The 13,506-nt window shown below is 53.5% G+C and carries 11 protein-coding genes; 2 read left to right on the forward strand and 9 right to left on the reverse strand.

Annotation, left to right across the window (positions count from 1 at the left end; all coding sequences use genetic code 11):
• Positions 1-90: 90 nt before the first annotated feature.
• The 8 genes from eptB to C5687_RS13590 all read right to left on the reverse strand — a co-directional run bounded on the left by eptB (position 91) and on the right by C5687_RS13590 (position 10,058).
• Positions 91-1,782, reverse strand: coding sequence for a kdo(2)-lipid A phosphoethanolamine 7''-transferase (eptB, locus tag C5687_RS13555; RefSeq protein WP_045285993.1), 1,692 nt, complete (start codon positions 1,780-1,782; stop codon positions 91-93).
• 218 nt (positions 1,783-2,000) lie between these two features.
• Complete coding sequence (lpfE, locus tag C5687_RS13560) at positions 2,001-2,528, reverse strand: long polar fimbrial protein LpfE (RefSeq protein ID WP_059386723.1); 528 nt, start codon at positions 2,526-2,528, stop codon at positions 2,001-2,003.
• 5 nt (positions 2,529-2,533) lie between these two features.
• Entirely contained in the window at positions 2,534-3,607 is a 1,074-nt protein-coding gene (lpfD, locus tag C5687_RS13565) for a long polar fimbrial protein LpfD (protein ID WP_104557112.1), read from the reverse strand.
• A gap of 17 nt (positions 3,608-3,624) precedes the next feature.
• Positions 3,625-6,087 (reverse strand): outer membrane usher protein LpfC, encoded by a 2,463-nt coding sequence (gene lpfC, locus C5687_RS13570; RefSeq protein ID WP_238380478.1) that lies wholly within the window; start codon positions 6,085-6,087, stop codon positions 3,625-3,627.
• Between the two features lie 88 nt (positions 6,088-6,175).
• Positions 6,176-6,874 carry a long polar fimbrial biogenesis chaperone LpfB gene (gene lpfB / locus C5687_RS13575; protein ID WP_059386726.1) on the reverse strand — a complete coding sequence of 233 codons (699 nt, stop codon included), beginning with the start codon at positions 6,872-6,874 and terminating at the stop codon, positions 6,176-6,178.
• 83 nt (positions 6,875-6,957) lie between these two features.
• The gene (lpfA, locus tag C5687_RS13580; protein WP_059386727.1) at positions 6,958-7,482 is read right to left on the reverse strand and encodes a long polar fimbrial major subunit LpfA; all 525 of its coding nucleotides are present in this window, start codon (positions 7,480-7,482) and stop codon (positions 6,958-6,960) included.
• A gap of 438 nt (positions 7,483-7,920) precedes the next feature.
• Positions 7,921-9,123: an L-lactate MFS transporter gene (locus C5687_RS13585; RefSeq protein ID WP_059386728.1), complete on the reverse strand. Its 1,203-nt coding sequence runs from the start codon at positions 9,121-9,123 to the stop codon at positions 7,921-7,923.
• A gap of 239 nt (positions 9,124-9,362) precedes the next feature.
• Positions 9,363-10,058, reverse strand: coding sequence for an autotransporter domain-containing protein (locus C5687_RS13590; RefSeq protein WP_095452092.1), 696 nt, complete (start codon positions 10,056-10,058; stop codon positions 9,363-9,365).
• 157 nt (positions 10,059-10,215) lie between these two features.
• On the opposite strand from C5687_RS13590, the gene tag reads away from it, so the two are divergent.
• Complete coding sequence (gene tag / locus C5687_RS13595) at positions 10,216-10,797, forward strand: DNA-3-methyladenine glycosylase I (protein ID WP_059386730.1); 582 nt, start codon at positions 10,216-10,218, stop codon at positions 10,795-10,797.
• Positions 10,775-11,221, forward strand: coding sequence for an N-acetyltransferase (locus tag C5687_RS13600; protein WP_104557113.1), 447 nt, complete (start codon positions 10,775-10,777; stop codon positions 11,219-11,221). The genes tag and C5687_RS13600 overlap by 23 nt, the downstream gene beginning before the upstream one ends.
• Here C5687_RS13600 and C5687_RS13605 read toward each other — a convergent pair.
• Complete coding sequence (locus C5687_RS13605) at positions 11,184-13,463, reverse strand: molybdopterin guanine dinucleotide-containing S/N-oxide reductase (protein WP_238380479.1); 2,280 nt, start codon at positions 13,461-13,463, stop codon at positions 11,184-11,186. The two genes, C5687_RS13600 and C5687_RS13605, sit on opposite strands and share 38 nt — an antisense overlap.
• Between the last annotated feature and the right edge of the window lie 43 nt (positions 13,464-13,506).

The raw sequence follows: 13,506 nt of genomic DNA on the forward strand, positions 1-13,506 counted from the left end.
ATGCGGAGCGCATCTTACTGCTGAGGTGCGTCTCCGTCAATCCCTTAATTTAAAAAAGCCCTTCAACTGGCGATATTCTCGCCAGGCGAGCTACTGTGCGGCTTTAGCGGTGCTGTCAGGGAGTTTGCACCAGTTGTTATTTTCGTTCAGACCGCCGTCCGGAGAGGTATAACCCAGGCAGCCTAAAATAGTGTCGTACAGCTCAACGTGACGACGTGGCACCTTCATGTCCGCCTCTTTTTTCAGGTGAGCAAACATCTTCGCTTTCTCCGGATCTTCCAGATACTTGTCAGACATCCACACCATCATCGGTACGCGGAACTGCTCCGGCGGCGCCATCTTACGTGGCGTACCGTGCAGGTGCTCGAATTCATTGATGGATTCACCATGGTCCGCCGCATAGAACACTATCGCTTTCTTATCACGCACCTGGTCAATAACCGAATCAATAAAGTGATCCACATACATCACGGAGTTGTCATAAGAGTTAATCAGCTGCTCTTTGGTGCAGTCTTTATCCACCCCGACACATTCCGGCGTCCATTTCGCAAAGCTACGCGGGTAGCGTTGCGTGTAGTTAAAGTGCGACCCTTTGGTATGCAGAATAATCATGTGCTTACCGTTCGGGTTACCGTTGAGAGACAACTTCATCTCATCAATCAGCAGCATGTCATCAACAGGCTTACCGCGGTTACGCGCCTCCGCGCCAATCTGCTCGCGGTAGGAAATGTTCTGCGCCATGGTGTTGCTGTAGAACCACATCTCGCTCTGCATCGCATACAGGTCAGACGTAAACCCAAGCTGATGCAGCACCGAGAAGACGTTTTGCTCTTTCAATGTCCGCTGTGGGTTATCGCTCGCCCCCCCTTCGCGTACGAACATGCAGCGCAAGGAGAGCTTGGTGGCGGTATCACAGGAATAGCCGCGATAGGCAATCAGGTTTTTCTCCTGCGCCAGTTTTGGCGTTGTATCGCGGTCATAGCCAAGAATACCCATATGATCCCAGCGCGTGGTTTCCCCAATAATAAAGACGACGTAGGTATCGTCGATATCTTTTGGCGCGACATAGGTAAACTTCTTCGCCGGGTTCATCAGCGATTTATTATCAGAAGACTCATCCACCTGCGCCCACGCATACAGCCCCAGCGCAGAGATCCAGTTAGACGGTAAATACGAGTTGGCAACCACACCACCGTAGCTTGGCATATCCACGCCGGAGGTACGTTCGTCATTCTTCTGCTTCACCTCCAGCAGACGAATTGGCCCCCAGACCATCAGACCGGCCAGCAGGACAATCGCAACGCTTCTGAAGCGTTTACCCGGCGTGCGGATCTGGTGAACCAGCGTGTACCGGCAGCGGTTACTCCAGATGAGCAGCAACGGCAAAGCACTAACCGCCGCCACCCAGAGAATAAAGTGCAACCCCACGACCTCTTTAGAGAGATCGATATCCGTGGTCATCACCGAGGCAATAATGCCGTAGCCAATCACCACGTTCATAAAGGTCATGTAATAGCTGGCCCCCGCCGAGCACAGCACGATAAACGTTGCCAGCACACGCCACACGCGACGACCAAACAGGGTCAGAATACGGAATAAAAAGAAGGTGACCAGTACCGCGGCGACCAATTCAACAACCGCTGCAATTCCTTTCCAGGCGGTAAAATCTTGCGCATAACCGTCAAACCGACGGAAAAAAACCGCGCCATTCATAAACAGGCCGATGTACAACGCCAGCAAAAAGCAGAGCTTTTGTTGCGCCATCGATTTAATGTATTTCATGCAAGCTACCCGGAAATAAGGGACAGTACCGCCGCCCACGCTGATTATTACGTGGGCAGATTAAATATACGCACAAGGGATCGTTCAGTGAAACGACGACAGGCGTGGTAAGTAGACCACAGAGGAAGGAAAAAGTGGCAGCTGAGTGTGTGATCGATGAAGGTTTTTACAAAAAATCAGTAAAAATGGAAAAGGGCCAGCGAACTGGCCCTCTGTGATTACTCGTATACGACGCTAAAATTCACCGTCGCATTCGCCGCGCCCACGGTTGCATCGGGTTTAACAGTAACATAGCTGGCGATATAGTTTAGCTTGTTCGTACCATCAAACCAGACGGTGTGTTCAACCGGCGTGGTATCGGTACTGACCGGAAACTGCTGCACGCCACCTTTGGTTTGAATCTTCAGCCCAACCCCGGTTGCGCCGCCGCTGTCGAGAGCGAAAAGATCTGGATTGGTTGAATCCGCCGTTCCGTCCATCGTCACATACACGCGCGCAACGTCCGCGCAGTTTTTCAGGCCAATCGAGAAGCTTTTCTGGTTGAGTTCCTTACCGACTCTCACCGGTTTTTGTAAAACAACCGACCCCATGTCAACGTCGATACTGTCTTTTTCCAGCTCGCATGTCCCCTGGCGGATGCTGATGGTGAAATGCACGTCACCCGCAGAACCGATGTTCACCGGTGCCGCCATCACGACCGTTGAAACCAGTAACCCACAGCCTGCTAATGCATTGATGATTTTCATTGTCGTTACTCCACATCGATACGCAGGCTGGCAATGCCTTCGTAATCACCCGTTGTCGGCATTTTACCGGTGGTGCTAATCGGCTCGAAGGTCAACTTTGTGGATGCAACGCGGTGAGTCTCATCCATCAGGTCTGATACTTTCATATCCTGCACAAAGGCAGTGCTGTTTGGTACCAGTACGTTACCGCTTTCGCCCTTGATAATGGCGCCCACATCCGGGTTACCCATGCTAATTGCCCGGCTGTCGTTCTCGTTCGGCGTGCCCTCAATATGCAGATAGATTTTTACGCCATCCGATATATTGGTGCATTTAAACTGCAACTCTTTGGTAATGGACGTGGCGCCCGTGGGCATCTGCCCTTTGCGATTTTTAAAGTCATGTGACTGGAATTCACCAAACGGAATTTCCAGAGTGCTGCCGCTAGACAGTTCGCAGCCCTGGGGAACGATAATGTGCCCACTCAAAAAAACGGATGCCAGCGGAGTCGCACCAAAAACCCCCGATTTGAAAGAGCCAAATAAATCAATTATTTTTGTGTTGGGGATATCCAGTTGTCCTACAAACGGATGGTTGATATAGAGCGTTAACTTTCCTTTACTCCCTGTCACAAAACTTATTCTCGCGTCTGGATCCACATCACAGCCCCCTCGGCTCATATTGCCATTATCCTGATTGGTAAAAGGAACTTTAAAATAATCCTTTTTGACACCTTCAATCCAAACGTCGGCTGAAATCTGGATATAATTGTTAACAACAAAAAAATCACGATCACCCTGGCTATGACCAAGAGGCAGGGGGGAGGTCGCCCGATAATATAAAACGGATTTATCAGTCCCTGCCGGGCATTCACAGACAGCTGTATATGTTCCTCCCAAATTCCACGACCAAAAATCAGGAAAAACGTTTCCCGTGGCATTCTTCGAAGTATCGGTTATCATTTTTTCCAGCACGGCAGAAAAGTTGTGCGTACCACCATCCGGCGTGCATGGTCCCCAGTCCGCTGCCGCCAGCGCCTGCCCGGAGAACAACACAGCACCACCCAGCAGGCCAGCAAACGTCATCAATTTTTTCAACATAATCCTATCCTTCCCTGTTACCGGCAGACGGCATTCGCCATCACCACGCCGGCATTATCCTGTTGTTCCGGTAGCGTAAACGCCACGCGGCATTGCTGAGCCTGGCCTTTACCCCAGGTCACCTGCAGCGCGCCTTTATCCGACATACCGCTGATATAAAGCTGTCCGTCTTCACCGACGATACTGCTGGACTCTTTTTTGCTATCCAGAAGCGTGGCGGTGGCACCGAACGGTACCGGCTTGCCATCCGCCTGGGTCAGCGTCATCAGCACGCGATAGCCCACCCGGGTATCGAAACGCGCCCGGACAATCGCGCCGCGCGTCGGCACCACGTTGACGGAAGCGGTATCAAGGTCAACCCTGCTGTTCAGGCTGTCGCTTCGCAGTGAGACTTCCGTTTCACGGTACGGCGTGAGGTAAGGCACCACCGCGTTACCCATCCAGTCCACTTCCACCCCACCGTTGTTGATAACGTGCGCACCGCGCGCGCCCGGCGCGGAGATAATCGCCATGGATTCGCCCAGCGGCTGAGAAAGCGTAATGCCTTCGCTGTGGGCAATAACCCCGCCGCGCAGACCGTAGTTCACCTGCTGGCCGTCGCGGTTGTAGTTGTAACCCATGCTGGCACTGCCCACGCCGCCCTGGTAATCCAGGTTCACGCTGCCGCTGTTACCCACCCCGTTGCTGCCGTAGCCTTCCTGCACGCTGTAGTTCAGGTTGCGCTCTTCCAGCGCGGTTCCGCTCACGCCCACCTGCTGGTTGGTGCGGCCGTGCTGATCGGTGGTCAGGTGGTAGTTGCTCCACATGCGTCCCAGCGGGATCGACAGGGAGAATGACAGCAAGCGGTCGCTTTCATTCCGCTCCGGGCTTTTCGTCCAGGTGTAGGCCACGCTGTAGTTCACGCGGCCAATACGGCCGTTATAACCAGCGTTCAGCGAGCGCTGCTTGCCTTCATCGTTCCAGTAGTCCTGCTGCGTGACGTTAAAGTAGACCGAGCCCCAGGTGCCCAACTGCTGCGTCAGGTTGCCCTGGATCTGGCTGCGTTTGTGATACTGGCTGTAGCTGCTGTCCGCATCGCTGCGCACATCCGTCGCTTCCTGGAAGGTGTAGTAGCCGCTGGTGGAATACTTGTAACCCAGCAGACGGAAGTCGGTACCGCTGTTAAAGCTCTTGGAATAGAGGAAGCGGTAAGACTGACCTTCCGCGCTCTCATTGTTTGCCAGGTTGCTTTTCGCCTGCGTCACGTCAATGGAGACCGCACCGATGTAACCGAAGTTTTTACCTAAGCCCCCCGCCATCGAGTAATAGTCATCCGAGAAGATCGACCCGCCGTAAACGGTAAAGCCGTACGGCAGACCGTACATGGCATCCAACTGCCAGAACTTTGGCTCGGCGCTGCTATAGTTCCCGGCACGGTATTCCCCTGCGGAGAGGCTGTACTTAAGGTGACCTTCACGCTGGAGAATAGCCACTGCGGAGAACGGCTGTACGAATTTCTGCTCGCTGCCGTCCGCCTCTTTAATGGTGACCGTCAGGTCGCCGCTGTTTGAGGTTGGGTACAGGTCATTAATTTCAAACGCACCTGGCTGAACAAACGTGCGGTAAATTACGTAGTTGTTCTGCTCAACGGTGACTTCGGCGTTACTTTTAGCAATACCGCGGATAACGGGCGCAAATCCGCGCTGGCTGTCAGGCAACATTTCTTCGTCGGAGGTTAACTGCGCCCCACGCATCTGCACGCTGTCAAATATATCACCCGCAGTGGAGGTATCCCCCAACGTCAGCTGTGATTTCAGCGGCACAATGGCACGGCTCAACGAGGTGCCGATGTTATCCCATTTGTTATCGCCATCGTTTCGCGTCCAGGTACTGTAGTTACGTAACCGCCATGCCCCAAGGTTCACGCCGCTGCGCAGGTTCAGGTAGTAACTGTCGCTGCTGTAGCTGGTTTCACCGTCGTGCGCGTCATAGCTGGCGTTGCTCCCGGTGAAGTTATAATCCAGCAGCAGGGCATTCACCCCTTCGTCCCACTGCGATTCAGGTACGGTACCACGCGCCGTCTGCTTCATCGCGGCCTGCGGGAAACTCATGATCAACGTCTGGTCTGCAAAATCGAAATGGCTGGCGGCCTGAGGAATAATGTCGTCAAAGGCCACGCACGCTTCCGGCGGTGCCATGTTCAGCGCCGGGAAGCTTTCAATACGCACACCCATGTCCTCAAGCTGCACGCGGCTTAAGCACGGCACCAGGCTTTCACCCATTTTTGTGCGCTGAGCCTCTGTCGCAGTCTTAAACTCCAGGGTACGGGACTCCATTTTTTTATCGTTGACCACCACCGACACGCGGTATTTACCCGGCAGCTGTTCGGCTTTACTGGATTCATACATTGAAAGGTCAACATGCTGGTCAATACCCGGCACATCTTCCAGAAAGCGCGGGTTAAATGTTCCCGCATACGCGGGAAGCATACCCGCAACCATCAGCGCGAGCGCGGACAGTGGGAAACGCGGGACCTTATTGACCTGAGGAAGATGCGTCTATGGCATAGTAATAAACCTTCAAAACGTATTAATTAACGCGCTGAGTTAGCATGTCGCCAGCCGTACCGAAGTCATTAATAATGTTGTATTTGACTTCGCTTACCTTGCCGGTGCCGGCAGGCAATTCAATATTCAACGAACCTTTTGCTGGAACCATTCCCGCTTTTTCAATATCGCGGCCGTTGGCATAAAATTTATTAAAAGTGAGGTTAAAGGCAGAGGGGTTTTCAACTTTGATCTGGTTAGCCCCTGCGCTGGTAAACTGCAGTTTGCTCCAGCCGTCCATGCTGTTGCCTTTCAGGCCAGCCGGGCGATAAAAAAGTTTTAAGCGAGTACGCACGGCAATTTGCAGTACGTTTTTACCTTCGGCGTTTTCACTTTTGGCAGGAATCGCTTTCACGTTAATCCAGTAAACGGACTCACGATCCTGCGGTAACGTATTAGCGGCATTCACAATACGTAAAACGTTATTTTTCGTCGGGTTTAACTTAAATAAAGGTGGGGTGATGATAAACGGCGTTTTTTTATTACCGCTAACATCATCAATCCATGACTGAATAAGAAATTCATCCGTGGTGCTTTTGTTATTGACCGTCAGAGAAGCTTCCTTTCTGCTGCCGTCATAAATAACGCGCGTGCTGCTTAATGCCACGCCGCCTGCAAAACTGTTTTGTGTAATCAGCGCCAGCGCCAGTGCTGCGCAAGATATCAAACGTGAGCGGTTCATGCTTCTCTCCCTGAGACTCGCTGGAAAAAATGGCAACGGGGTTTCCGTTGCCATTGGTTTTTTAAGTAAAGGTAAAGCGCTTATTAGTTGTAGGTCAGGTTGAAATCAACTTCTGCGTTACCGTAACCGGTGGTAACGGCCGCTTTGGTCGCAACGTAGTTAGCGGTGTAGTACAGCACGGTCTGACCAGCAGACAGCGTGGTGGTGGATTTACCGGTGTTCATGTCAACAGCGGTGTTGCTGTTGTCATAGATACCGATACCCACGCCCGTTGCCGCGCCCGCTTCGGTGTTTACAGAAACCAGTTTCGCGTTGTCTGCGTCAGCCACGCCAGCGAAGCTCACGTCAACTTTGGTTTTAGAGGTGATGTCGCAATCTTCCAGTTTGATCTGGAATGGCTTGGAAACAGATTTGTCGCCAACAGCTTTGAAAACAGTTTTCTTAACCTGACCCAGCACAACTTCCTGGTTCTGAGAGTCAGTAGAAATTACGCATGGCGCGTCAACGATTTCACCGGTGAATTTAACGGTGCCATCGCCAGAGTTAGCAGCAAAAGCAGAAGAGGAAACGACAGCCAGAGCAGACAGTGCAAAAATAACCTTTTTCATTTAAAACTCCATTTATGACGGTAGATGACAGAATGCATCCTTAGGAATTACCTGCATTCTGTGAGGAAACGGAGTATATAGAGGGGGAATTGGACTTTAAAATTAGATAAAGTAAAGCGGTTTTTTAGCCAAAACTAAAATTAAGCAAATTCATTGTGATATAAGACTGTTCGTATAAACCTGGTCTTTTATTAGGAATAAACCCATATAAATTATATATTATTTTTATGAATTCATAGATCACACAAATGAATCATCATCTTTATTTAACGTTTCTTTGGACATAATTAATTATGTATTTGTGCTAAATAAAAAAAGCGCCCGAGGAGCGCTACGCTTGCACAGGCCTACAAGGAACTGTGCAATGTACTGATATTGTTGTGAAATGTAGGCCGGGTAAGCGCAGTGTATGACCGGCTACATTATTAATGACATACCCTACGCATGCGCTTCGTTGAAGACTTCGCGCTGCGGCTGACGAATCGTGGTCGACAGCGCCAGGGAAATAATCAGCAAGGCGAAGATGACGCAGAAGGTCACGTAGAACCCACCGAACAGGGAAGCAATCAGCGAACCGCAGATACTGCCAATCCCGAAGCCCAGATAGATAACGCCGTAGTTTTTCGCCAGATTATTCAGGCCAAAGAACTCGCTCACCAGTGACGGGAAGACGGTAATGGTGCCGCCGAAGTTAAAGGCTACGCAGGCAATCGCCGCAAAGAAGGTCGCTTCGTTCAGCGGGGCAAACAGCAGAGCCGCCATACCGACCAGCGAAACCACCTGCCCAATCGTAATCACGCGGATACGGGCGATTTTGTCAGAGAGAATACCGAGCACCAGACGACCGGAGAGGTTGGCAATGGAGATCACGGTCACCGCATTGGCCGCCGTGGCCGCATCCAGTTTCACCATCCCCTGGGCGATATCTTTTGCGACACCGATAACATACAGGCCGCTCATGCAGGCCGTCAGGAACATCACCGCCAGCATCCAGTACTGGGGTTTACGCATGGACTGCGCGAGGGTGAAGTCGTTCTCCACCACGCCGTTCACGGACTTAACCTCCTGCTGCGGCGCATCCTTCATCAGCGTGGCGCCGAAGAGGATCATCACCAGAACGATTGCGCCCCAGATCATAAAGGTTTTTTCGAGACCAACGGACGCCAGCAGGTGGGCGTCGATAAATTTGAAGCCGAGGCTGCCCAGACCATAAGATCCGATGGCAAATGCTGAGATCAGGCCTTTACGTTCCGGGAACCACTTCACGCAGTTCGACAGCGTCAGCAGGTAACCTGCGCCATCGGCCAGCCCCACCAGCACCCCGGCGCTCAGCCACAGCATCATCAGGTTGCTGGAATGCGCCGTCAGGAAAAAGCCCAGGCCGAGCAGGAGCCCGGACGCCATGGTCACACGCTTCACGCCAAAACGCTCCTGCAGCTTGCCCGCCACGGAAGACGAAATTGCCAGCCCCAGGCTCAGCAGACCAAAGGAGAACGCGACCTGGCTAACCGGTGCGCCGAGTTTGTCGGAAAGGGCACTGTTAAACAGGCTCCAGGTATAGACCGAGCCCAGCGCAAACTGGGTGACGATGGTGCCAAAGAGCGTGAGCCAGCGCGTGCGGTTATAAGTTGATGTGTTCATGGCAGTTGTCCTGCAAGAGAAATTGAGGGAATTCACTGAGGACAACGATAAACAAAACCTTAATATGCCTGGGGTAAAACGGCATGAAGTGCAGGCGAAACGGAATGAAATGCCTGGAATCGGGAATGAATGGCCTGGCCCGGGAATAAAGCGATAGTATGTTAGTATCTGCTATCGCTGTAACCCCCTGCGGTTATTGTGTTCAGGATGTTATCGTAACGTTTAAAAAAGTAACAACGCTAGAAATTTGCATTAACACCCAGAGTATACAAAAACTCCTCTCCGCTGGTGGTGTGTTCCCCTTGTGCAAGCGACGCATAGGCCGCAACGTGCGTGTTAAACGGCATATCCGTTCCCACGGTCACATCCATCCAGTTGCCGTTTTGTGCCGGAGAGGGTGTCTGCGGCATGCCAAACTGCGATTTCCACTGATTCTCACCAAACTGCTGGTTATAGCTAATCTGCGCCCAGGGACGGAGATCGCCGTAGCGGGTATTCACACGCCACCCCAGCGTGCTGACGCTGGCATGCCAGAGCGGGTCGCTGGACGTTTGCATCGTCGCACTATCACCAAACTCGTTAATCATCATGGGAGCCGTGCCGTCATAACGCCACGCCACCACCGGGCCGGTGTTGATGCCCGCTGAAACCGGAAAATTCCAGCCCACGCTCATCCCACCGTCCAGGGTGGTGCCAGACGGCACATTCAGGGCCAGACCAGGCGCATCTTGCGAAGACTGAATTCGCTCAGCGAGAATATCCTCATAACGCGGTTGGTGATCCGCGTCCCAGGTATAGCGTTCCGCCGTATTATTTTGTGCGTCTGAAACGATATATTCCTGTTGCCAGGCAGACGCTGTAGTACACAAAAACAGGCAGGCTGAAATCCCCACCAGGCCAGAAGCAGCATGGCGACCACTGATTTTTTTTATCATCTTCAACGCGACCCCAGAGAGAGCCGAATTCGGCGATATTTGTCGTTATACAGGAAGGGCTTATAGCCCTTGTATTAACTATTGTCTTTATAGTAAACACGTCAAGCCAGACAGCATGAAAATTTTGCCAAATCAGTATCAATAAGGGAGATGAGGGATGGAACGTTGCGGTTGGGTAAGCCAGGATCAGCTTTATATCGACTATCACGATCGGGAATGGGGCGTGCCGGAAAGGGATGGCAAAAAACTCTTCGAGATGATCTGCCTGGAGGGCCAGCAGGCGGGTTTGTCATGGATTACGGTACTGAAGAAACGCGAAAACTACCGCAACGCTTTTCACCAGTTCGATCCTGTCGCCGTCGCCGCCATGACCGACGACGACGTGGAACGCCTGGTGCTGGATGCCGGCATCATCCGCCATCGCGGTAAGATCCAGGCCATCATCGGTAACGCACGCGCTTACCTGGCGATGGAACAAAACGGTGAATCATTTTCAGCGTTTGTCTGGACGTTTGTGAATAACGAACCGCAAATCACGCAGGCCGCTACGCTCGCGGAAATCCCCGCCTCAACGCCGGCCTCGGATGCGCTCTCGAAAGCGCTAAAAAAACGCGGCTTTAAGTTTGTCGGCTCCACCATCTGCTACGCCTTTATGCAGGCCTGTGGCCTGGTCAACGACCATGTTACCGGCTGCTTCTGTCATCCGGGAGGCCATCATGATCCGCAAATGGCAAAGTGAGAATACCGCGCCGCTTCTGAGCCTATGGCTTGAAAGCACCACAGAAGCGCATCCGTTTATTGAGGAGAGCTACTGGAAAGAAAATGAAGCCATGGTGCGGGACGTTTACCTGCCTTCGGCTGAAACCTGGGTCTGGGAACAGGATGGCGAACCTTGCGGATTTATCAGCGTGATGCAGTCGCAGTTTGTCGGCGCACTGTTTGTCGCCCCGGGGTATATCGGTAAAGGCATCGGGCGTGCGCTGCTGAACCACGTTCAACAGCGCTTCCCGCACTTAAGCCTGGAGGTGTATCAGAAAAATGTCCGGGCGGTGAATTTCTACCACGCGCAGGGCTTTCGTATTGAAGACAGCGCCTGGCAGGATGACACTCAACATCCGACCTGGATCATGAGCTGGCAGGCGGATCAAACGCCGTTAAGGTAAGCTCGGGTCCCTGATATTTCTCGACCCAGGCCAGCGCCGTGTTTCCTGCACAACCATTCCCCAGCTTCGAGCTGGGGAGATCTTTGGTCAGCACGTTAACCGCCCCGTTTTTACAGATCCCCCCTTCGGTGGGCTCCAGGTCAGGCCAGGCGCCCTGGTGAATACAGAAAACACCCGGTTTAATCCCGTCGCTCACGACCGCTCCGGCCAGCACCTGCCCGCGATGGTTCCAGACGCGCACCACGTCACCGTCAACAATTCCGCGGGCATTTGCATCGAGGGTATTCAGCGTAATCGGCTCTCGCCCTGCAACCGCATACCGCTCACGCAGTGACGTGTAATTAAGCTGGCTGTGCAGACGATGCGCAGGATGGGCTGACAACACCTGCAGCTGCCCCGGCTGGGCGTTGCCGTGCCACTCGTCCGGCTCGAGCCACATAGGGTGCGGCGGGCAGTCGGCATAGCCAAAGCTGGCGATGCGCTCGCTGTAGATCACCATCTTTCCGCTCTCGGTTTTCAGCGGGTGCTTCTCCGGGTCGCGTCGGAAATCGGCGAAACGGACAAACTGCGCGTTCTGTTCACTCTCCGGCATTTCGACGATCTGGTTTGCTTCCCAGAATTCAGTAAAGGGCGGTAGCGTGACACCCTGGGCGGCACCGCGCTGAGCGGCAATCTGATAGAAGGTTTCCAGCCATTCGAGGTCAGTTTTCCCCTCGGTGAAACGCTCCCGACCACCCGCTTCCCACAACTCGCTCAGTTCAGCAAATACGTCAAAATCATCACGCGCTTCATCACGTGGCGCCACCACGCGCTTCATCGGCACCATATGCTGGTTGCTGTAGTCGCCGGTCATGGTGAGATCGTTACGCTCAAACGAGGTGGTCGCCGGCAGCACGATATCGGCGTGTTTGGCCGAGGCGGTCCAGAAGCACTCTGAGATCACCACCAGCTCCGGCTTCTGCCAGGCGCGGATCAGACGATGGGTATCCTGATGATGCGTGAAATTCGCCCCACCCGCCCACCAGACAAATTTAATCTCCGGGAAATGGCGGTCCTGACCGTTGTGCTGATAAAAACCGCCCGGATTTTCCAGGGCTTCAACAATACGCGCCACCGGAATTTTATCCACGGCATCCACGCCCCCCAGCACCGAGCCCTGCATGGAGGCCAGTACGGCCGCTTTACGGGTGGGGTTACCGCCGTTCGCGAAGTGATAGGAGAGACCAAAACCACCGCCCGGGGTACCGATCTGCCCGATCATCGCGGCGAGCGTCACCAGCATCCAGTGTTTTTGCTCGCCAAACTGCTGGCGCTGCATCCCCCAGCCGGACATCAGCATCGTGATGTTTTGATGGAATAACGCCGCCAGTTCGCGGAGTTTATCCGCAGGAACGCCGCAAATGTCTGCCGCCCACTCTGCCGTTTTGGCCACGCCATCCGTTTTACCCGTCAGATAGTCGGCGAATTTATCGAAGCCGGTGGTACAACGCGTCAGGAATTCGACATCGTGCCAGCCGTTTTCGACCAGCGTATGGGCGATACCTAACATCATTGCCACGTCGGTGCCCATATGCGGGGCAATCCACTCGGCGCTGTCGCCAAAGAAGTCCATGGTTTCAGAACGCATCGGGTCAATACAGATGATACGCTTACCGCTTTTACGCAGCGCGTCAAAATAGCCAATTCCCTGTTCGTCGCTGGCATTCCAGGCAATTTTCAGCGTGTTGAGGGGGTTAGCGCTCCAGAGCACCACCACGTCGGTGTGTTCCAGCACCAGCGGCCAGCTGGTCTGTTGCTGATAAACCTCATTGCCCCCCACCACATACGGCATAATCGCCTGCGCCGCGCCGGTGGAGTAATCCCCGAGATGGCCGGTGTAGCCTCCCGCCAGGCTCATATAACGCTGCAGCAGCGTCGAGGCCTTATGCAGCACGCCGTTTGAACGCCAGCCGTAAGAGCCGGCAAAAACAGAGGCAGGGCCGTAGCTCTCGCGGATCCGCTTGTGCTGCGTGTGGATCAGCGCCAGCGCGTCATCCCAGCTCACGCGAACAAATTCGTCCTGACCCCGAATGCCCTGTGGCTTGTCCGGCGAAGCCAGAAATCCTTTACGCACCATCGGCCAGCGCACGCGCGTTTTGCTGTGCACCTGATCGCGAACGACGGTCTGTAAAGAGTTGGGATGTTGGGTTGGCAATGCCCCGCGAGACGACAGGACATTCTCGCCATCGGTTTCGACCAGCATCGGCCCCCAGTGGGCGGCGGTCAGAATGGTTTTCGTTGAGGTG

The sequence above is a fragment of the Enterobacter sichuanensis genome, assembly GCF_002939185.1.
Lineage (GTDB): Bacteria > Pseudomonadota > Gammaproteobacteria > Enterobacterales > Enterobacteriaceae > Enterobacter > Enterobacter sichuanensis.